This window comes from Micromonospora sp. WMMD980, assembly GCF_029626035.1.
In the GTDB taxonomy this organism is placed as follows: domain Bacteria; phylum Actinomycetota; class Actinomycetes; order Mycobacteriales; family Micromonosporaceae; genus Micromonospora.
Genome location: NZ_JARUBE010000003.1, coordinates 2,689,320 through 2,713,010 on the forward strand (window position 1 = coordinate 2,689,320; position 23,691 = coordinate 2,713,010).

1 protein-coding gene is annotated in these 23,691 nt (G+C 75.8%); it reads right to left on the reverse strand.

Annotated features, from left to right (window positions below; genetic code table 11):
* Positions 1–82 precede the first annotated feature (82 nt).
* Complete coding sequence (locus O7618_RS12665) at positions 83–23,677, reverse strand: type I polyketide synthase (protein WP_278106270.1); 23,595 nt, start codon at positions 23,675–23,677, stop codon at positions 83–85.
* Positions 23,678–23,691: the final 14 nt, after the last annotated feature.

The following is a 23,691-nucleotide window of genomic DNA, read 5'->3' on the forward strand; positions in this document are numbered from 1 at the left end:
TGTTTGACCGGAGCCTATGAGCGGGTTCGGAGGGGCAACAACCCCTACCGGAGGCCGGGAGCCCGAGGGCCACCGGCCTCCGTCACGCCTGGTCGAGCTGCTGCTTGATGAAGTCGATCAGCTCGTCGTCGCTGGCCGCCATCAGCTCGTCGGGGATCGTCTCGGCGGTCTCCGCCGGGCGTCCGGTGTTCCACCGCGCGAGGAACGCGTTGAGCCGCATGGCGATCCGGGCCCGGGCGACACCGTCGAGGTCGGTCCCGGCCGCCTCCAGGTGGTCGAGCTGGGCGAGGAACGGCTCCACGGCCGATTCCGGCGCCCCGATCACCAGGTCGTGCAGCAGGGTGGCCACCGCGACCGGGCTGGGGTGGTCGAACACCAGGCTGGCCGGCAACTCGGCGCCGGTGGCGACCTTGAGCCGGTTGCGCAGCTCGACGGCGGTCAGCGAGTCGAAGCCGAGCTCCTTGAACGCGCGCCCGCCCGGCACGGTCGCGATCGTCGCGTGCCCGAGGACGGCAGCCACCTCCCGGCGTACCAGCGTGAGCAGTTCCTCCGCCTGCTCGCCGCGCGGCAGGGGCAGCAACCGGTCGCGGAGGCCGGCGTCCGCCCGCGGCGCGTCGGCCGGCGGCGCCTCGGCCAGCAGGTCGGCGAAGAGCGCGGACGGCCGCCCGGCCGTGAAGGTTTCGGCGAACCGTTCCCAGCTGACGTCGGCGACGGTGACCTCGATGTCGCCGCCGTCGACCGCCCGTTCCAGCGCGGCGACGGCGGCGGCCGGATCGAGCGCGGCCAGGCCGCGGCCGCGCAGGTACTCCTCGGCCTCCGGGTCGGCCGCCATGCCGGAGCCGGCCCACGGCCCCCACGCGATCGAGGTGCCCGTCCGCCCACGGTCACGCCGGGACCGGACGAGCCCGTCGAGGAAGGCGTTGCCGGCCGCGTACGCGCCCTGGCCGCCACTGCCCCACACCCCGGAGATCGACGAGAACACCACGAACAGGTCCAGGTCGCGGGTCTGCGCGTCGAGGTTGACCGCGCCGGCCACCTTGCCGTGCAGCACCTCGGCGAACTCGGCGGGCGTGACGTCGGCGAGCCGGGTGAGCCCGTTGACCCCGGCGGCGTGCACGACGCCGGTCAGGTCCGGCACGGTCGCGAGCAGGTCGGCCAGCGCGGCCGGGTCGGCCACGTCGCACGCCGCGACGGTCGCCCGGGTGCCGAGCCCGGCCAGCTCGGTGACCAGGTCGGCGGCGCCCGGCGCGGCCGGTCCGCGGCGGGACACCAGGAGCAGGTGCTCGGCGCCGCGGGCGGCCAGCCAGCGGGCGGTGTGCGCGCCGAGCGCGCCGGTGCCGCCGGTGACCAGGATCGTGCCGCGCGGCTGGTAGGGGGTGGCCGCGACCGGCGCCGGGGCGGGGCGCAGGCGGCGGACGAGGAGCCCGGCGGAACGTACCGCGATCTGGTCCTCGCCGGCGACGGTGAGCGCCGCGGCCAGCCGGTCACCGTCCCGGGCGGTCAGCACGGCGGGCACGTCGACCAGGCCGCCCCAGCGGCGCGGGAACTCCAGCGCCGCCACCCGGCCCAGCCCCCAGAGCTGGGCCTGGGCGGGGTCGCCGAGCGGCTCGACCGCGGCGACCGACACCGCGCCGCGGGTCAGGCACCACAGCGGGGTGAGCACGTCGGCGTCGTCGAGCGCCTGCAACAGCGTGGTGAGCCGGGCGGCGGCCCGCGGGCCGTCGAACGCGCACAGCATCCCGGCCGGTTCCGGCCGGTCGGCGAGCTGGTCGGCCAGGTCCCGGCGGTCGGCATCGGCGGACAGGACCAGCTCGGTCGGGTCGGCGCCGGCCGCGCGCAGCGCCGCGACGACGTCGTCGGCTCCCCCGCCCGCGGTGACGACCAGCCAGTTCCCGGTGAGCCGTGGCGTGGCCGGCGGATCGATCCGCCGCCAGGCCGGGGCATAGCGCCAGGCGTCGGTCGGCGACGCCGGGGCCGGCCGGGCCGCGGCGGTGACCTCCGGCCAGAACCGCTGCCGCTGGAACGGGTACGTGGGCAGGTCGGCCAGCCGGCCGCGGTGCCCGCCGAAGACCGTGGCCCAGTCGACGTCGACGCCGGCGACGTGCAGCGCGGCGGTCGCCTGGAGCACCGCGGTCGCCTCGTCCCGGTCCCCGCGCAGCATCGGGGCGAGCGTGAACGCGCCGTCCCGGTCGGCCAGGCACGACTGCACCATGCCGGCGAGCACGCCGGACGGGCCCACCTCGGCGAACCGGGTGACGCCGGCGGCGGCCAGGCGACCGACGCCGTCGGCGAAGCGGACCGCCTCCCGGACGTGACGCACCCAGTAGTCGGCCGAGAAGCCTTCGACCGGTTCGTTCGTCAGGTTGGACAGCACCGGGATGCGCGGCGGCTGGTAGGCGATGCCCGCGATCGCCGACGCGAACGCGTCCAGCATCGGCTCCATCAGTGGGGAGTGGAACGCGTGCGAGACGGTGAGCCGGGTGGTCTTCGCGAACCGGGGCGCCAGCTCGTCGACCGCCTCGGCCGAGCCGGAGACGACGACGGCGGTGGGGCCGTTGATCGCGGCGATCCCCACCCGGTCCGCGTAGGGGGTCAGCGCGTCGCGTACCTCGGCCTCGGTGGCCTGCACCGCCAGCATCGCCCCGCCGGCCGGCAGCGCCTGCATCAGCCGGCCTCGTGCGGCGACCAGGGTCACGGCGTCGTCGAGGGAGAGCGCGCCGGCCACGTGCGCGGCCACGACCTCGCCGATCGAGTGGCCCAGCAGGTGGTCCGGGGTGACGCCCCACGACTCCAGCAGGCGGAACAGCGCCACCTCGACCGCGAAGAGTCCGGCCTGGGTGTGGTCGGTGCGATGGATCAGTTCCGATCCGCCGAGGACCACCTCGCGCAGCGGGGTGTCGAGCAGTCCGTCGAACCGGGCGCAGACGGCGTCGAACGCCGCGGCGTAGACCGGGTGCCGCTCGTACAGCCCGCGTCCCATGTGCGGGCGTTGCGAGCCCTGCCCGGAGAAGAGGAACGCGAGCCCGCCCCGGGTCGCCGTGCCGCGGACCAGGTTGCCGGCCGGCTCGTCCCGTCCGAGCGCGCCGAGGCCGGCCCGGAAGTCGTCCGGGTGCGTACCGACCACCACGGCCCGGTGCTCCAACGCCCGGCGAGCGAGCGCCAGGTCGTGCCCGACCCGGAAGGCGTCCTGGTCGGGCCGGGCGCCGAGGCGTGCGGCCTGGTCCCGGACGCCGGCCGGGGTCTTCGCCGACAGCAGCCAGGCCACCGGGCCGGCCGGGGCGTCGACGGTGGACGGCTCCTGCTCGTACGCCTCCAGGATGGTGTGCGCGTTGGTGCCGCTGAGGCCGAACGACGAGACGCCCGCGCGGCGCGGCCGGTCCCCCGCCGGCCAGTCCCGCGCCTCGGTGAGCAACTCGACCGCGCCGGCCGACCAGTCCACGTGTGGGGTCGGCGCGTCCACGTGCAGCGTCGGCGGCAGCACGCCGTGCCGCAGTGCCATGACCATCTTGATGATCCCGGCGACCCCGGCGGCAGCCTGGGTGTGGCCGATGTTCGACTTGATCGAGCCGAGCCACAGCGGGTGGTCCCGGTCCTGCCCGTACGTGGCGAGCAGCGCCTGGGCCTCGATCGGGTCGCCGAGCTTCGTGCCGGTGCCGTGCGCCTCCACCGCGTCCACGTCGGTCGGGGCGAGACCGGCGGAGGCGAGCGCCTGCCGGATGACCCGCTGCTGCGACGGCCCGTTCGGGGCGGTCAGGCCGTTGCTGGCGCCGTCGGAGTTGATCGCGGAGCCACGCACGACGGCGAGGACCTGGTGGCCCTGCCGCCGGGCGTCGGAGAGCCGCTCGACGACGAGGACGCCGGCGCCCTCCGCCCAGCCGGTGCCGTCGGCGGCCGCGGCGAAGGCCTTGCACCGGCCCTCGGCGGCGAGCCCGTCCTGCCGGGCGAACTCCACGAACGCGCCGGGCGTGGACATCACCGTCACGCCGCCGACGACGGCCAGCGAGCACTCCCCGGCCCGCAGGGCCTGCGTCGCCAGGTGCAGCGCGACGAGCGACGAGGAGCACGCGGTGTCCACGGTCATCGCCGGGCCCTCGAGCCCGAACGTGTAGGCGATCCGGCCGGAGAGCACCGCGGCGGCGTTGCCGGTGCTCACGAAGCCGTCGACCAGCGGGTCGCCGGAGCCGAGCACGACGCCGGTGTAGTCCTGGCCGTTGGTGCCGGCGAAGACGCCGGTGCGGCTGCCGCGCAGCGACCCGGGATCGATGCCGGCCCGCTCGAACGCCTCCCACACCGATTCCAGCAGCACCCGCTGCTGCGGGTCCATGGCGAGCGCCTCGCGGGGCGACACCCCGAACAGTTCCGCGTCGAATCCGGTGGCGTCCTCGATGAAGCCGCCGACGCCGACCGGCAGGCCCGCGCCCCAACCCCGGTCGGTCGGGAAGCCGGACAGGCCGTCGCGGCCGGCGAGCAGCAGCTCCCACAGCTCGTCGGGGTTGGTGACCCCGCCGGGGAACCGGCAGGACATCCCGACGATGACGATCGGGTCGTCGGCGTCGCGCTCCGGCCCGCCCACCGGCTCCTGCGGCGCCCCGGCCGCGCCGGCGAGCTGCCCGCGCAGGTGCTCGGCGAGCGCGGCCGGGGTGGGGTGGTCGAACACCAGCGTCGCGGGCAGCGGCATCGTGGTGGCCCGGGTGAGCAGGTTGCGCAGCTCGACCCCGGTCAGCGAGTCCAGGCCCAGGTCGCGGAACGCGCGGTCCGGGTCGACGTCGGCGGCGGAACCGTGGCCCAGCACCAGTGCGGTGCTCTCGCAGACCACCCGCAGCAGCTCCGCCGACGAGGCCCCGGCGATCACCTTGGCGTCGGCAGCGGTTTGCCGCGCGACGGGCGCGAGCACGTCGAGCAGCCGGTCGGCGCGACCGGTGGCCAGCGCCGGCCAGTCGGCGTCGGCGACCAGGACGGCCGGCGCGCCCCCGGCGACGGCCGAGGCGAACGCGGCCATCGCGCGCGCCGGATCCATCGGCGCGAGGCCGCCCCGGCTCAACCGCCGCCCGACCGCGTCGCCGTCGGCCATGCCGCCGTCGGCCCAGGGTCCCCAGGCGATCGACGTGGCCGGGAGGCCACGGGCCTGCCGATCCCGGGCGAGCGCGTCCAGACCGGCGTTCGCCGCCGCGTAGTTGGCCTGCCCGGGGCTACCGATCGTGCCGGCCACCGAGGAGAACAGCACGAACATCGAGAGGTCGTCGGTCAGCTCGTCCAGGAGGCGGGCGGTGCCCACCTTGACCCGGGCGACCTCGGTGATCCGCTCCGGGGTGAGGGATTCCAGCACGCCGTCGTCGATGATGCCGGCCGCGTGCACGACGCCCCGCCAGCCGTGGGCGGCGACGAGGTCCCGCAGCGCCGCCTCGTCGGTGACGTCGCAGGCCACCGCGATGGCCTCGGCGCCGAGGGCGGTCAACTCCGCGAGCAGGTCGGCGGCGCCGGGCGCGTCGGGGCCGCGGCGGCTGGTCAGGACCAGCCGGCCGACTCCGGCCCCGGCCAGCCAGCGGGCCACGTGCGCACCGAGCGCGCCGGTCCCGCCGGTGATCAGCACCGGGCCGTCCGGGGGTACGAAGTCGGCGCCGGAACCGGACACCCGGTCGAGCCGGCGGGCGAACGCGCCGGCGGCGCGGAGCGCGACCTGGCTCTCGTCGCGCCGGACCAGCGTCGCGACCAGCCGGGCGGCGGCCCGCTCGTCGAGCGTCGGCGGCAGGTCGACGAGGCCGCCCCAGCGGTGCGGCAGTTCCAGCGCGGCCACCTGGCCGAGCCCCCAGACCTGCGCGCCGGCGGCGTCGGCCAGTGGCTCGGACGGCGCGACGCTCACCGCGCCCCGGGTCAGGCACCACAGCGGGGCGTCGGATTCCACGTCGCCGAGCGCCTGGAGCAGGGCGGTGGTGACGAGGACGCCGTCGTCGCCGGGACCGGGGAGTACGACGGCACCGTCGAACGCCTCGTCGAGCAGCCGGTCGGCGATCGAGTAGCGGTCGTCGTGGGGCGTGAGGGGCAGCCGTACCGGTTCGGCGCCGGCGCGGGTGAGCGCGGCGGTGACGTCCTCCGGGTCGGTGCCGTCGGCGGTGGCCACCAGCCAGCGTCCGGTCAGCGCCGTCGGGGCGAGGTCGATCGGCTGCCAGGTGACGTGGTGCTGCCAGGTGTCGGTCTCGGCCGGCTGGTTCCCGTGGTGGCGGCAGGCGGTGACCGGTTCGGCCCAGTAGTGCCTGTGGTGGAAGGCGTAGGTGGGCAGGTCGACGCGGGGCGCGGCGGGCAGGATCGCGGTCCAGTCCACGGGCTCGCCGGCGGTCCACAGGGTGGCGACCGCGTGCAGCAGGCTGTCGGTCTCGTCGCGGTCCTTGCGCAGCGCCGGAACGTAGGTCAGGTCCGGGGCGGCCAGCGCGGACAGCACACCCGCCGGCCCGACCTCCAGACAACGGGTCACCCCGTGGGCGGCCAGCCAGGACATGCCGTCGTCGAAACGCACCGCCTCCCGCACGTGCCGCACCCAGTAGTCGACGGTGAACTCCTCCACCGGCTCACCGGTCAGATTCGACACCACCGGAATCCGCGGCGCCCCGAAATCGAGGTGCCCGATCGCGGCCGCGAACTCGGCGAGCATCGGCTCCATCAACGACGAGTGGAACGCGTGCGACACCGTCAACCGCGTCGCCTTGCCGAACCGTGGCGCCAACTCGTCGATCACGTCCGCCGGACCGGAGATCACGACCGACGTCGGACCGTTCACCGCCGCGACGTCCACACCCGTGTCGGCGATGATCTCCCACACCGACTCCTCGGACGCCTGCACCGCCAGCATCGCGCCACCGGCCGGCAACGCCTGCATCAACCGACCCCGAGCCGCCACCAGCGTCACCGCGTCGTCGAGCGACAACACACCCGCCACGTGCGCCGCCGCGATCTCCCCGATCGAGTGACCCAGCAGGAAGTCCGGCGTGACACCCCACGACTCCAGCAGCCGGAACAACGCCACCTCGACCGCGAACAACCCGGCCTGCGTGTAGACGGTCCGGTGGATCGCGTCGCAGTCGACCGCCTCCCGCAGCGGCACGTCGAGGAGCTGGTCGAAGCGGGCGCAGATCCCGTCGAACGCCGCCGCGAACACCGGGAACCGATCCGCCAGCCGCAGGCCCATGCCGATCCGCTGCGCACCCTGACCGGTGAACAGGAACGCGAGAGCGCCCTCGGACACCATGCCCGACACCACTGCCGTGTGCGCGCCGACGGCGTCGGGCCCGGCGGTCGCCCGCAGGCCGGCGAGGACCTCGTCGCGCGTGCCGGCCAACAGGACCGCGCGGTGCTCCAACGCGGCTCGCCCGGTGGCCAGCGACCACGCCACGGCGGTCCGGTCCAGCTCCGGTTCGGCGGCCACGACGTCGCGCAACCGCCGTACCTGCCCGGCCAGCGCCTCCGCCGACCGCGCCGACACCGGCCACGGCAGCGGGCCCTCGACCTCGGGCACCTCGGCCGTGGCGGGCTGCTCGGCGGGTTCCTCCAGGATCAGGTGCGCGTTGGTGCCGCTGATCCCGAACGCCGACACGGCACCCCGCCGCGGGTTGCCGTCCGGCTCCCACGGCCGGGCCTCGGTCAGCAACTCGACCGCCCCGGCCGACCAGTCGACGTGGGTGGTCGGCTCGTCGACGTGCAGCGTCGCCGGCAGCACACCGTGGCGCATCGCCATGACCAGCTTGATGATCCCGGCGACCCCGGCGGCGGCCTGGGTGTGCCCGATGTTCGACTTGATCGAGCCCAACCACAGCGGCTCGTCGCGGTCCTGCCCGTACGTGGCCAGCAACGCCTGCGCCTCGATCGGATCACCGAGCTTCGTGCCGGTGCCGTGCGCCTCCACCACATCCACATCGGCGGCGGTCAGCCCGGCACTCGCCAGAGCCTGCCGGATCACCCGCTGCTGCGCCGGCCCGTTCGGCGCGGTCAAACCGTTCGACGCGCCGTCGGAGTTGACCGCGGAACCCGCGACCACCGCGAGGATCCGATGCCCGAGGCGCTCGGCGTCACCGCGACGCTCGACGAGCAGCATCCCGGCGCCCTCGCCCCAACCCGTGCCGTCCGCGCTCCCGGCGAACGACCTGCACCGGCCGTCCGACGACAACCCGTCCTGACGGGCGAACTCCGCGAACACCTCCGGACCCGTGATCACCGTGACCCCACCCGCCAACGCCAGATCACACTCACCAGAACGCAACGCCTGCGCCGCCAGATGCAACGCCACCAACGACGACGAACACGCCGTGTCCACCGTCATCGCCGGACCCTCGAACCCGAACGAGTACGACACCCGACCCGAGATCACACTGTTCGCCGTACCCGTCAACACATGACCGTCGGCGCCGTCGGCGGTGTAACCCGAGTGCGACGCGCCCACGAACACGCCCACCGGACGCCCGCGCAACGAACGCGGATCCAGTCCCGAGCGTTCGAGGGTCTCCCACGACACCTCCAACAACAGGCGCTGCTGCGGATCCATCGCCACCGCCTCACGCGGCGAAATCCCGAACAGACCCGCGTCGAACTGCGCGGCGGTGTGCACGAATCCGCCGGTCCGGGCATACGGCGTGCGGGCCGGCACCTGCCAGCCCCGGTCGACCGGGAACCCGGAGGTGCCGTCCGCGCCGTCCGCGACCAGCCGCCACAGGTCCTCCGGCGACTCCACCCCACCGGGATAGCGGCAGGCCATCCCCACGATGACGATGTCGTCGCCGGCCACCGGCGCGTGCGCGGAGGCGGTCACCTCCGCCGGGGCGCCGCCGCCGAGCAGGTCGTGCAGGTGGCGGGCCAGGGCCTCCGGGGACGGGTGGTCGAACACCAGTGACGACGGCAGGGCCAACGACAGCTCGCGTTGCAGGGCGTTACGCAGGTCGACCGCGGTCAGCGAGTCGAAGCCGAGGTCGTGGAACGCCGTGGCCGGGGTGATCTCGGTGGCGTCGGCGAAGCCCAGCACCGCGGCGGCGCGTACCCGCACCAGGTCGAGCAGCGTGGGCAGCTCGCGACGCCGCGCGCCCGGCTCGGCGGCCGCCGGCGCCTCGGCGGCCGCCGTGACCAGGCCGTCGAAGAGCCGGCTCGGGCGGCCGGCGGTGAACGCGTCGGTGAACCGCGGCCAGTCGACGTCGGCGACGACGAGTTCGGTGTCGCCGTGGTCGACGGCCCGCGCGAACGCGGTCATGGCCAGCGCCGGTGGCATCGCCCGGAGGCCCCGGCGGAGCAGGTGGTCGGCGGCCACGTCGTCGGCGGCGAGGCCGATCTCGGCCCACGGGCCCCAGGCCACGGCCGTGGCCTGGAGGCCCCGGGCGGTACGGGCGGCGGCGAGCGCGTCGAGGTGGGCGTTGGCGGCGGCGTACGCGGCCTGGCCACCGCTCCCCCAGATGCCGGCGATCGACGAGAAGACGACGAACCTGTCCAGGTCGGCGTCGGCGAGCAGGGCGTCGAGGTGGACCGCGCCGAGAACCTTGCCGGTGACCACGTCGGCGTACGCGGCGATGTCGGTGTGCGCCAGGTCGAGCGAGGGCGCGACGCCCGCGGCGTGCACCACGGCGTGCACCGGCAGGTCGGGGGCGACGGTGTCGAGGACCGCGGCGAGCGCGGCACGGTCGGCGACGTCGACCGCCGCGACGGTGACCCGGCTGCCGAGGGCGACCAGTTCGGCCTCCAGCGCCCGCGCCCCGGGGGCGTCGATGCCGCGGCGGCTGGTGAGCAGCAGGTGCGGCGCGCCCCGGCGGGCGAGCAGGCGGGCCACCTCGGCGCCGAGCGCCCCGGTGCCGCCGGTGACGACAGTGGTGCCGCGCGGCTGCCAGGGTGTCGCCGTCCGGTTCACCGGCGCGGTGGTGACGCGGCGTCCGAAGACGCCCGACGCGCGTACCGCGATCTGGTCCTCGGCCCGCTGGGCGAGCGCCGCCGCGAGCCGCTCGCCGGCCTTGGCGTCGAGGGTGTCGGGCAGGTCGATCAGGCCGCCCCAGCGTTGCGGCAGTTCCAGCGCGGCGACCCGGCCGAGGCCCCAGAGCTGGGCTTGGGCGGGCCGTCGCAGCGGGTCGGAGCGGCCGACGGAGACCGCGCCGCGGGTGACGCACCACAGCGGCGCGTCGATGTCCGCGGCGGTCAGGGCGTGGATCAGGTCGAGGGTGGCGCCGATGCCGGCCGGGACCGCCGGGTGGCGGGGGTCGGGCTCGTCGGCGGGTCCGGTGAGGGCGAGGACGCCGGTCAGGTCGGCGTGGTCGCCGAGCCGGTCGGGGCCGGTCGCCTGCCGGACGGTCGCGCCGGCCGCTTCGAGGGCGTGCCGCACGCCGGAGGGGTCGACGTTCTCGGGGGTGACGAGCAGCCAGGTGCCGGTCAGGTGGGCGGCGGGCAGCGCGTCGAGGGGCTGCCAGCCGGCCCGCATCCGCCAGGCGTCGGCGGTGCCGGCGGCCCGGTTGCGGCGCCGCCAGGACGACAGCACCGGGACCACCGGGCGCAGCAGGTCGTCGGCGGCGTCGAGCACGCCGGCGAGGCCGGTGAGGTCCTCGCGCTCGACGGCGTCCCAGAAGCCGGCGTCGCCGGTCCCGGCGTCGGGCGCGGGCACCTGTCCGGGGTCGAGCCAGAACCGTTCGTGCTGGAAGGCGTACGTGGGCAGGTCGACCACGGTGCCGCCGAGGTCGGTCGTCACCGCCGCCCAGTCCACGTCGTGCCCGGCGACGTGCAGGTCGGCGAGGGCCTGGAACGCCGTACGGTCCTCCGCGGCGTCCTTGCGCTGGGTCGGGATGCTGGTGAGGTCGGGGGCCACGTCGCGTGCCATCGTGGTGAGGACGGCGGCCGGTCCGATCTCGACGCAGCGGGTCGTCCCGTGCTCGGCGAGCCACCGCACCCCGTCGGCGAAGCGCACCGCCTCGCGCACGTGCCGCACCCAGTAGTCGGTGGTGAACTCCTCGACCGGCTCCCCGGTCAGGTTGGACACGATCGGGATCCGTGGCGTCCCGAAGTCGAGGTGGGCGATCGCGGCCGCGAAGTCGGCGAGCATCGGCTCCATCAGCGACGAGTGGAACGCGTGCGACACCGTCAGCCGGGTGGTCTTGGCGAACCGGGGTGCCAGTTCCTCGATCGCGGCGACCGGCCCGGAGAGCACGACGGACGTGGGGCCGTTCACGGCCGCGACGTCGACGTCCGTGCCGGCGATGATCTCCCGCGCCGACTCCTCGGACGCCTGCACGGCCAGCATCGCGCCGCCGGCCGGCAGCGCCTGCATCAACCGACCCCGCGCCGCCACCAGCGTGACCGCGTCGTCGAGCGACAGCACACCCGCCACGTGCGCGGCGGCGATCTCCCCGATCGAGTGACCCAGCAGGTGACTCGCGGTCACCTTCCACGACTCGAGCAGCCGGTACAGCGCCACCTCGACGGCGAACAGGCCGGCCTGCGCGTGCACGGTCCGGTGGATCGCGTCGGAGCCCAGCGCCTCGCGCAGCCCGTCGAACCGGGCCACGACTTCGTCGAACGCCTCGGCGAACACCGGGAACCGGGCGGCCAGGCCGGCGCCCATCCCGACGCGTTGTGCGCCCTGACCGGTGAAGAGGAACGCGGTCCGCCCGGCCGTGGCGGTGCCGCCGGCCGTGCCGGACTCGATCTCGGTGAGACCGGCGAGGAAGCCCGGCGCGTCGGACGCGACGACCACCGCGCGGTGGGTGAGTCGGGCCCGCGTCGTGGCGAGGGAGACCGCGACGTCGGCGAGCGCCGGGCCCTCGGCGAGCAGCTCCCGCAGGTTGGCCGCCTGAGCGCGCAGGGCCGATTCGGTACGGCCGTGCACCGCCCAGACGACGGGGCGGTCGACCGGCTCCGGCGCGACGGGCGCGACGGGCGCGACGGGCGCGACGGGCGCGACGGGCGCGACGGGCGCGACGGGCGCGACGGGCGCGACGGGCGCGACGGGCGCGACGGGCGCGACGGGCGCGACGGGCGCGACGGGCGCGACGGGCGCGACGGGCGCGACGGGCGCGACGGGCGCGACGGGCGCGACGGGCGCGACGGGCGCGACGGGCGCGACGGGCGCGACGGGCGCGGCGGGCGCGGCGGGCGCGGCGGGCGCGGCGGGCGGCGCTTCCAGGATGGCGTGGGCGTTGGTGCCGCTGATGCCGAACGAGGAGACCGCGAAGCGGCGCGGCCGGTCGTCGGCGGTGTCCCACGGGCGGGCCTCGGTGAGCAGCCGGACGGCTCCGGTGGACCAGTCGACCTCGGGGGTCGGCTCGTCGACGTGCAGCGACGCGGGCAGTTCCTGGTGCCGCAACGCCATGACCATCTTGATGATCCCGGCGACGCCGGCGGCGGCCTGGGTGTGCCCGATGTTCGACTTCACCGAGCCCAGCCAGAGCGGCCGGTCCCGGTCCTGCCCGTAGGTCGCCAGCAACGCCTGCGCCTCGATCGGGTCGCCCAGCGCGGTGCCGGTGCCGTGCGCCTCGACCACGTCGACGTCGGTCGGGGCGAGGTCGGCGTTCGCCAGCGCCTGGGTGATGACGCGCTGCTGGGCCGGCCCGTTGGGGGCGGTGAGACCGTTGGACGCGCCGTCGGAGTTGACGGCGCTGCCGCGGAGCACGGCGAGCACGTGGTGGCCGTGGCGGCGGGCGTCGGAGAGCCGTTCGACGACGAGCACGCCGGCGCCCTCGGCCATGCTGGTGCCGTCGGCGGCGGCCGCGAACGGCTTGCACCGGGCGTCCGAGGCGAGCCCGCGCTGGCGGGCGAAGAGCGTGAAGATGCCGGGGTTGGTGAGGACCGTGACACCGCCGGCCAGGGCGAGGTCGCACTCGCCGGCGCGCAGGGCCTGCGCGGCCAGGTGCAGCGCGACCAGCGACGAGGAGCAGGCGGTGTCGATGGTGACGGCCGGGCCTTCGAGGCCGAACTGGTAGGCGACCCGGCCGGACATGATGCTCGTCGCCGCGCCGGTGAGCAGGTGACCTTCCACCTCGTCGGGCAGGTGGACACCGACGCCGTAGCTGGAGGAGGCCGCGCCGACGAACACGCCGGTGGGCGAGCCGCGCAGCGAGTCCGGGGAGATCCCGGCGCGTTCGAGGGCCTCCCACGACACCTCCAGCAGCATGCGTTGCTGGGGGTCCATGGCGAGGGCCTCGCGCGGTGAGATGCCGAACAGCCGGGCGTCGAAGTCGGCGGCGGCGTCGACGAAGCCGCCCTCGCGCACGTAGGTGGTGCCGGGCCGGTCCGGATCCGGGTCGAAAAGGTTCGCCAGGTCCCAACCCCGGTCGGTGGGGAACCCGGTGATCGCGTCGCGGCCGCCGGCCACCACGTCCCAGAGCTGCTCCGGCGACGACACACCGCCCGGCAGGCGGCAGCCCATGCCCACCACCACGACCGGGTCGTTGCCGGCGTCGGGGACGGGCGCGGTGATCCGTGCGTCCGGACCGCGGTGGCTCTCGCCGGTCAGCCGGTCCCGCAGGAACCCGGCGAGCGCGGCCGGGGTGGGGTAGTCGAAGACGAGCGTGGCGGGCAGCAGCACACCGGTGGCGGCGCGCAGCCGGTTGCGCAGCTCGACCGAGGTCAGCGAGTCGAAGCCGAGCGCCTTGAACGGTTGGTCGGCGTCCATGGTGTCGGCCGTGCCGTAGCCGAGCACCGCGGCGGCGTTCGTGGTCACCAGGTCGAGCAGGAGGCTGTGCTGTGCGGCGGGCGTCATCCCGGCGAGCGTGGTGGGCAGCGAGCCGGTCTCGGCGCGGGCCGAGTTCGCCTGGCGCAGGGCCGGTCGGACCAGCGACCGCAGCAGCGCCGGCACCTCCACCTCCCCGCCGCGATAACCCGACAGGTCCAAACTGATCGGCATCACATGCGACAACGGCAGACGCACCGCCTCGTCGAACAACGCCACACCCAACGCCGACGACAACACCCCACCGATACGCGCCACCGCACGCTCATCCAAATGCGACGTCATCTCCGACAACGCCGCCCACAACCCCCACCCCACCGACAACCCCGGCAAACCCCGCGCCCGCCGAGCCGCCACCAGACCATCCAGAAACGCGTTCGCCGACGCATACCCCGCCTGACCCGCCGTACCGAACGTCGCCGACGCCGACGAGAACACCACGAACCACGCCAGATCCCGGCCCCGCGTCAACTCATCCAGATGAGCCGCCGCCACCGCCTTACCCGCCCACACCGACGCCACCCGCTCGCCGGACAAACCCTCGAACGCCCCGTCATCCAACACACCCGCCAGATGCACCACACCCGACAGATCCTCGATGTCCTCAAGCACCCCGGCCAGCGCCCCACGATCCGCCACATCCGCCGCGACCACCCGCACCTCAGCGCCCGCAGCCCGCAACCGCTCCACCAGGTCGTCCGCACCCGGCGCGGCCGGACCACGCCGGGACACCAGGACAAGGTCCCTGACACCGTGCACAGAAGCCAGGTGCTCCGCGAACAGGCCACCCAGCACACCGGTGCCACCGGTCAACAGGACCGTCCCCGACGGCGTGGACGGAATCGTCAACACGATCTTGCCCACGTGCCGGCCCTGCGACATGAACCGGAACGCCTCCGCCGCGTCCCGCACGTCCCAGGCCCGGAACGGCAACAGGGCGACGTCGTCGCGCTCGACCAGGTCCACCACCTCGGCCTGGATCGCGGCGATCCGGTCGACGCCGATCCGGGTCAGGTCGAAGACGGAGTACGCGACGCCCCGCGCGGCCGGCCCGTCGGCGTCGCGGACGTCGGCCTTGCCCATCTCCACGAACCGGCCGCCGTCGTCGAGCATCCGCAGCGACGCGTCGACGAACTCACCCGCCAGCGAGTTCAACACCACATCCACCCGGCCGAACGCCGCCTCGAAACCGGTGTCCCGCGACGACGCGATGTGCGCGTCGTCCAGACCCAGACCCCGCAACACGTCCCACTTGCCCGGCGACGCGGTCGCGAACACCTCCACACCCCACGCCAGCGCCAACTGGACCGCGGCCATACCCACGCCACCCGCGCCGGCGTGCACCAGCAGCCGCTCCCCCGCCCGCAGGCCCGCCACGTCCCGCAGGCCGAAGAACGCGGTCACGAACGCCGTCGACACGGACGCCGCCTGCGCGAACGACCAGCCGGCCGGCATCGGCGACAGCAGACGGTGGTCGGTCACCGCCACCGGGCCGAACGCGCCCACGAACGAGCCGAAGACGCGGTCGCCGGGTTCGATGCCGGTGACGTCGGAGGCGACCTCCAGCACGACGCCGGCGCCTTCGGAGCCCATCCGGGCCGGCTCCGGGTAGAGGCCCAGGGCCATCAGCACGTCGCGGAAGTTGACGCCGGCGGCACGCATCGACACCCGCACCTGACCAGCCGCCAGCGGCGCCAGCGCGTCGTCGGCCGGCACCAGCGCCAGGCAGTCCAACGACGACCCGCCCACCACGTCGAGGCGCCACGCCGGAACCTCCGGCACGGCGAGCGACGACGACGGCAACGCCCGCACCAACCGCGGCACGAACACCACCGACCCGCGCACCGCCACCTGCGGCTCACCCAGACCGGCCAACCCACGCAGGAACCCGTCCTCACCGTCACCGTCGACGAGCACGATCCGGCCCGGATTCTCCGACTGCGCGGAGCGGAGCAGACCCCACACCCCCGCCGCGTACGGGTCGACGACAACGCCGCCGACCGGCACCGCACCGGGCAGCACGACGACGAGCACACCGTCGACGGTCGACGCCAACCAGCCCTGCACCCGCTCCAGCGCCACCGCCGGGTCCGGCGCGTCCACCCGCCACACCTCGGCCGGCACGTCCACGGCGACCGCGTCGCGCAACGGCGACCAGTCGACCCGCAGCAACGCCTCCCGCACCCCGGCGTCGGCCGCCGGGGTCCCGTCCCAGGCGCGGAGCACCAGGCGGTCGATCGACGCGACCGGCGCGCCCGACGCGTCGGCCAACCGCACCGCCACCCCGCCGTCGTCGGCGCGCGTCAACCGCACCCGCAGCATCGACGCGCCCCGGGCGAACAGGCGCACCCCCGACCACGAGAACGGCAGCATCGGTCCGGATCCGGCGCCGGCCGGCGCGTCCAGCCCGAGACCGTGCAGCGCCGCGTCGAGAAGCGCCGGGTGCACGCCGTACGCCCCGGGCGCCACCGACTCGGGCAGCTCGACCTCGGCGTACACGTCGTCGCCGACACGCCAGGCCCGCCGCAGACCGCGGAAGGTCTCGCCGTAGCCGTACCCCGCCTCGGCGCCGGCCCGGTAGAAGCCGGTCACGTCGACGGCGACGGCCCCCGGCGGCGGCCAGGTGGCCGGCTCCTCGGCGGTGGCCGCGCCGGTCGCGCCGATCACGCCCGACGCGTGGCAGACCCAGTCGTCGCCGGCGTCCAGCGGGTCGTCGCCGGAGCGGGAGAACACCCGGACCGTCCGGTCGCCGTCCGCCTCGGGCGCGCCGACGCGGACCTGCACCGACACGCCACCGTCGGCGGTCAGCACCAGCGGCGCGTGCAGGGAGAGGTCCCGCACCGCCGCCGCGCCGACCGCGAGGCACGCCTGCCAGGCCAGCTCCACGAACGCGGTGCCGGGCACCACGATCCGGCCGGCCACCGCGTGGTCGGCGAACCACGGCAGCGTCGCGAGCGTCCACCGGCCGGAGAGCACCACGCCGTCGCCGTCGGCCAGCACGACGCCGGCGCCGAGCAGCGGGTGACGGACCTCGGTGAGGCCGATCGCGGTCGCGTCGCCGCCGCGCACGGTCACCGCGGGCCAGAACCGCTGCCTGTCGAACGCGTACGTCGGCAGCTCGGCGGCCGGACCGTCACCGGTCAGCGTCGGCCAGTCGACGTGGCCGCCGCGCCGCCACAGGTCACCCGCCGACCTCGTCAGCTGGGCCAGGTCGCCGGCGTCCCGGCGCAGCGAGCCGACCGCCGCGCCGCCGCGCTCGTCGATTCCCGCGGTGAGCACCGGGTGCGGGCTGGCCTCGACGAAGAGCCGGTGCCCGGCCGCGATCAGCCCGGCGACGACGTCGTCGAAGCGCACCGGCCGGCGCAGGTTCTCGAACCAGTACCCGGCGTCCAGCTCCACCGGGTCGATCCGCCCACCGGTCACCGTCGAGTGGAACGGCACCGTGCCCGCACGGGGGGTCAACCCCTCGAACGCCGCCAGCAGCTCGGCCCGCAGGCTGTCCACGTGCGCGCTGTGCGAGGCGTAGTCGACCGGCACCCGACGGCACCAGACGCCCCGGTCGGCGCACCGCGCGGCGACCTCCTCAAGGCCGACCACGTCGCCGGAGAGCACCACCGACGCCGGGCCGTTCGCCGCCGCCACGGACACGCCGGCGACGCCCCCGACCAGGGTGGCCGCCGTCTCCGGGTCGGCGGCGACCGCGAGCATCCCGCCGGTGCCGGCGATCGCCCGCAGGGCCCGCGAGCGCACCGCCACCACCCGCGCGCCGTCCGGCAGGCTGAGGATCCCGGCGACCACCGCCGCCGCGATCTCGCCCTGCGAGTGGCCGACCACGGCGGCGACCACCACACCCAGGGACTGCCAGAGCGCGGCCAGCGACACCATCACGGCCCAGAGCACCGGCTGCACGACGTCGACCCGCGACATCCAGCCGTCGTCCTCCGACCGCAGCACGTCCAGCAGGTTCCAGTCCACGAACGGGTGCAGCGCCGCCGCGCACTCGGCGATCCGCGCGGCGAACACCGGTGACTCGTCCAGCAGGGCCGCGGCCATCCCCAGCCACTGGCTGCCCTGGCCCGGGAAGACCAGCACCACGGCGCCGTCGCCGTCGACGGCCGGGGGGCCGGCCGGCACGGTCGCCAGCTCGGCGATCAGCTCGGCGCGCGTACCGCCGACGACGACCGCCCGGTGCGGAAGGCTCGCCCGGGTGGTGGCGAGCGCCCGGGCGACGGCCGCCACGTCCAGGTCCGGCCGGTCGGCGGCGAACCCGGCCAGCCGGTCGGCCTGCCCGGCGAGCGCCGCCGCGGAGCGGGCGGACAGGAGCCACGGCACGGTCGGCGGGACCGCGGTCGGGGCCGCGACCGCCGCGGGCGCGGGGGCTTCCTCGATGATGACGTGGGCGTTGGTCCCGCTCATCCCGAACGAGGACACGCCGGCCCGCCGGACCCGGCCGGGCTCGACGGGCCACTCGCGGGGCGCGGTCAGCAGCCGCACCGCGCCGGCGGACCAGTCCACCTTCGACGACGGGGCGTCGACGTGCAGCGTGGCCGGCAGGCTGCGGTGCCGCAGAGCCATCACCATCTTGATGATGCCGGCGACGCCGGACGCGGCCTGGGTGTGCCCGATGTTCGACTTGATCGAGCCCAGCCAGAGCGGCTCGGCGCGGTCCTGGCCGTAGGTGGCGAGCAACGCCTGCGCCTCGATCGGGTCGCCGAGGCGGGTGCCGGTGCCGTGCGCCTCGACCGCGTCCACGTCGGCGGGCGCGAGCCGGGCGTTGGCCAGCGCCTGCCGGATCACCCGCTGCTGGGACGGGCCGTTCGGTGCGGTCAGCCCGTTCGAGGCGCCGTCGGAGTTGATCGCGCTGCCGCGCAGCACCGCCAGCACCTCGTGGCCGGCGCGCTCGGCGTCGGAGAGCCGCTCCAGCAGGAGCAGGCCGGCGCCCTCGCCCCAGCCGGTGCCGTCCGCCGCGTCCGCGAACGCCTTGCACCTGCCGTCCGCCGACAGGCCGCGCTGGCGGGAGAACTCGGTGAAGATCGTCGGCGTGGACATCAGGGCGACGCCACCGGTGAGCGCCAGCGTGCACTCCCCGCTCCGCAGCGCCTGCGCGGCCAGGTGGATCGCGACGAGCGACGACGAGCAGGCGGTGTCCACGGTGACCGCGGGACCTTCCAGGCCGAACGCGTAGGCGACCCGCCCGGAGACGACGCTCGCCGCGCTGCCGGTGGCGACGTACCCCTCGGCGTCGCCGTCCCCGGCGACGAGCAGCGCCAGGTAGTCCTGGCTGTTCGAGCCGATGAACACGCCGGTCCGGCTGCCGTGCAGCGAGGTCGGGTCGATCCGGGCCCGCTCGAACGCCTCCCAACTGGTCTCCAGCAGCAGCCGCTGCTGCGGGTCCATGGCCAGCGCCTCGCGCGGCGAGATGCCGAACATGCCGGCGTCGAAGTCGGCGATGTCGTCGATGAACCCGCCGTGCCGGGTGTAGGAGGTGCCGCTGTGGTCCGGGTCCGGGTGGTAGAGCCCGGCGAGGTCCCAGCCCCGGTCGGCCGGGAACTCGGACACCCCGTCGCCACCCGCGGCCACCAGCCGCCAGAGGTCCTCCGGGGTGCGGATGTCGCCGGCGTACCGGCAGCTGATGCCCACGATGGCGATCGGGTCGTCGGCGCCGGCCGTCCGCTCGACGACCGTGACGGCGGCGCCACCGGCGGCGCCGAGGATCTCCGCGGCGAGGTGGGTGGCCAGCGTGGCCGGGCTCGGGTAGTCGTAGACGAGGCTGGCCGGCAGCGTCAGCCCGGTCGCGGTGTTCAGCCGGTCGCGCAGCTCGACAGCGGTCAGCGAGTCGAAGCCGAGCGCCTTGAACGGGCGGTTCGGCTCGACCGCCGCCGGGTCGGCGTACCCGAGCACGGCGGCCACCTCGGTGCGCACGAGCGCCAGGACCAGCCGGGGCCGCTCGGCCTCGTCGGCCGCGAGCAGCCGGCGTCGCAGCGCGTCGTCGGCGGACGCCCGGGGTGCGGTTTCGATCGCGGCCGGGCGGTCCGGGAGCAGCGCGGACGGGCGGCCGGCGACGAACGCCGGCTGGAACCGGTCCCAGTCGACGTCGGCCACCACGACCTGGCCCTCGTCGTGGTCGACCGCGTGGGCCAGCGCCGCGATCGCCCGGCGCGGCGCCAGCGGCCGGAGGCCCCGGCGGCGCAGGTAGGTCTCGGCGTCGTCGGCGGTGATCATGCCGTCGCCGGCCCACGGGCCCCAGGCCACCGCCGTCGCGGCCCGGCCCTGGTGGCGGCGGCGGGCGGCGAGCGCGTCCAGGTAGGCGTTGGCGGCGCTGTAGGCGGCCTGCCCGCCGCTGCCCCAGATCCCGGAGATGCTGGAGAACAGCACGAAGACGTCGAGGTCGGTGTCGGCGAGCAGCCGGTCCAGGTGGGCCGCGCCGTCCACCTTGGCGCGCAGCACGGCCGCGTACCCGGCCGGGGTGACCTCGTCCAGCGCGGTGGCGTCGATCGCCCCGGCGGTGTGGATGACGCCGGTGACCGGGAGGTCCGCGGGCACCTCGGCGAGCGCGGCGGCGAGGGCGTCGCCGTCGGCGACGTCGCAGGCCACGACCGAGACCCGACTGCCGTACGCGGTCAGCTCGGCGACCCGCTCGGCGACGCCGGGCGCGTCGGCGCCGCGCCGGGACAGCAGCATGATGTGCGGGGTGCCGCGCTCGGCGAGCCAGCGGGCGACGTGCCCACCGAGGCCGCCGGTGCCGCCGGTGACCAGCACCGTGCCGCGGGGCTGCCAGGCGGCGCCCGGGCCGGGCTCGCCGGCCGGGACGAGGCGCCGGCCGAGCGGCCCGCCGGCGCGCAACGCGACCTGGTCCTCGCGGCGCTGGGCCAGCACGCCGGCGAGCTGGTCGACGGCGTCGCCGTCCAGGTCGACGAGGCCGCCCCACCGGTCGGGGGCCTCCAGGGCGGCGACCCGGCCGAGGCCCCAGAGTCGCGCCGCGTCGGGGTCGGCGGCGTCGTGCGGTCCGGTCGCGACGGCGCCGCGGGTCACGCACCAGAGCCGGCCGGCGACGTCGGCGTCGCGGGCGGCGGCGAGCAGCGCGATCACCGAGGTGTCCGGCGCCCCGGCGACGACGATGCCGGCGACGTCGCCGAGCGCGCGCAGGCGGGCGGCGAGGTCGGTACGGTCGGGCCGGTCGCCGACGGCGAAGGGGGTCACCGTGGCCCCGGCGGACCGCAGCGCGGCGGCGAGGTCGTCGTCCGCGCCGGCCAGCAGCCAGGTGCCGTCGATCGTGCCCGGGCCGAGGTCGACCGGTTCCCAGGTGACGCGGTGGCGGAGGTCCGCCACACCCGTCGGGACGGCGCCGAGCCAGTAGTGCTCCCGCTGGAACGGATAGGTGGGCAGCGCGATCGGGGTGCCGCCCCAGTCGGCGAACACGGCCCGCCAGTCCACTGCCGCGCCGTGCGCGTGCAGGCGGCCGGCGGCGCCGAGCACGGTGTGCACCTCGTCGTGGTCGCGGCGGGCGGTGGGGGCGACCAGCGCCGGGGCGCCGTCGAGGCAGAGCCGGGTCATCGCGGTGAGCACCGCGTCCGGGCCGGCCTCCAGGAACCGGGTGGTGCCCTGGGCGCGCAGCCAGCCGATGCCGTCGGCGAAGCGCACGGCCTCGCGTACGTGCCGCACCCAGTGGTCGGTGGTGAACGCCGCCACCGGTTCGCCGGTCAGGTTCGACACCACCGGGATCCGCGGCGCCGCGAAGTCGAGGTGCGCGATCGCGGCCGCGAACTCGGCCAGCATCGGCTCCATCAGGGCCGAGTGGAAGGCGTGCGACACCATCAGCCGGGTCGCCTTGGCGAACCGGGGCATCAAGTCGTCGATCGCCTCGACCGGGCCGGAGAGCACCACCGACGCCGGGCCGTTGACCGCCGCGACGTCCACTCCGGTGCCGGCGATCACCTCCCGGACCTCGTCCTCGGACGCGCGCACCGCCAGCATCGCTCCGCCGGCCGGTAGCGCCTGCATGAGCCGGCCGCGGGCGGCGACCAGGGTCACCGCGTCGTCGAGGTCCAGCACGCCGGCGACGTGGGCCGCGACGATCTCCCCGATCGAGTGGCCGAGCAGGAAGTCGGGGGTGATCCCCCAGCTCTCCAGGAGCCGGTGCAGCGCGACCTCGAAGGCGAACAGGCCGGCCTGGGAGTGGACGGTGCGGTGGATCTCGTCGGACTCCAGCGCCGCCCGCAGCCCGTCGAAGCGCGCGACGATCGTGTCGAACGCGTCCGCGAACACCGGGAACGCCTCGGCGAGGGCGCGGCCCATCCCGGCCCGCTGGGCGCCCTGCCCGGTGAACAGGATCGCGGTGCGCCCGGTGTGCACGGTGTCCCGGATCAGGTCGGCGTCCGGACGCCCCTCGGCCAGGGCGTCCAGGGCGTCCAGCGCCGCGGCGTGGTCGCCGGCCAGCACGACCGCCCGGTGCTCCAGCGCGGCCCGGGTGGTGGCGGCGGCCAGACCCGTCGACACCAGGTCGGGGGCCGGCTCGGCGGCGAGCAGCTCGCGCAGCCGGCCGGCCTGGGCGCGCAGCGCCGCGTCGGAGCCGGCGGCGAGCGGGATCGGCACGATCCGGGGCGTGGTGACGGCCTCGGTGACCGGACGCTCGACCGGTGGCGCCTCCTCGACGATGGCGTGCGCGTTGGTGCCGCTGATCCCGAACGAGGAGACCGCGGCGCGGCGCGGCTGCCCGGTGACCGGCCACGGCCGGGCCTCGGTGAGCAGTTCGACGCCGCCGGGCGCCCAGCCGATGTTCGGGTCGGGGACGTCCGCGTGCAGCGTGCGGGGCAGCTCGCCGTGCCGGATCGCCAGCACCATCTTGATGACGCCGGCGAGGCCGGAGGCGGCCTGGGTGTGCCCGATGTTCGACTTCAGCGAGCCGAGCCACAGCGAGCGTCCGGTGGTCCGCTCCCGGCCGTAGGTCTGGTGCAGCGCGTGCGCCTCGATCGGGTCGCCGAGCGTGGTGCCGGTGCCGTGCCCCTCGACCACGTCGATGTCGTCTGCGACCAGGCGGGCGGCGGCGAGCGCCTGCCGGATCACCCGTTCCTGGGCGGGCCCGTTGGGTGCGGTGAGGCCGTTCGACGCGCCGTCGGAGTTGACCGCGCTGCCCCGCACGACGGCGAGCACGTCGTGCCCGAGCCGGCGGGCGTCGCTGAGCCGCTCGACCACCAGCACGGCGGCGCCCTCGGACCAGCCGGTCCCGTCGGCGCCGGCGGCGAACGACTTGCACCGGCCGTCGCCGGCCAGGCCGCCCTGCCGGGCGAACTCGGCGAACACGGCCGGACCCGGGATGACGGTGACACCGCCGACGAGGGCGAGCGTGCACTCGCCCTGCCGCAGCGCCTGCGCGGCCAGGTGCAGCGCGACGAGCGACGACGAGCAGGCCGTGTCGATGGTGACGGCCGGGCCCTCCAGCCCGAGCGTGTAGGCGATCCGGCCGGAGATGACGCTGTTGGCGGTGCCGGTGAGGAGGTGACCCTCGCTTTCCTTGGCGGCGGAGCCGGCCCCGTACCACGAGGCGGAGGCGCCCACGAAGACGCCGGTGCGGCTGCCGCGCAGCGACAACGGGTCGATGCCGGCGCGTTCCACCGTCTCCCAGGCGGACTCGAGGATCAGCCGCTGCTGCGGGTCCATCGCGACGGCCTCGCGGGGGCTGATGCCGAACAGGCCGGCGTCGAACGCGTCGGCGTCGTGGACGAAGCCACCCTGCCGGGCGTACGCGGGCGCGTCCGGGGCGTCCGGGATCTCGTCCCAGCCGCGGTTGACCGGGAAGCCCCCGATCGCGTCCCGGCCCTCGGCGACGAGCTGCCAGAGCCCGGCCGGGTCGGTCACGCCGCCGGGCAGCCGGCAGCCCATGCCGACGATCGCGATCGGTTCCCGTGCCGTGCTCACCAGGTCCCGGTTCTGCTGACGCAGACGCTCGATCTCCTTCAGCGAAGCGCGCAGCGCTTCGACCGTCTTCTCGACGCGGTCGCTCATCGGGATCTCCCACC

What these genes read in the sequence shown, in the direction of transcription:
- O7618_RS12665 (WP_278106270.1), bottom strand. Translation starts at nt 23,677, where the DNA reads ATGAGCGACCGCGTCGAGAAGACGGTCGAAGCGCTGCGCGCTTCGCTG.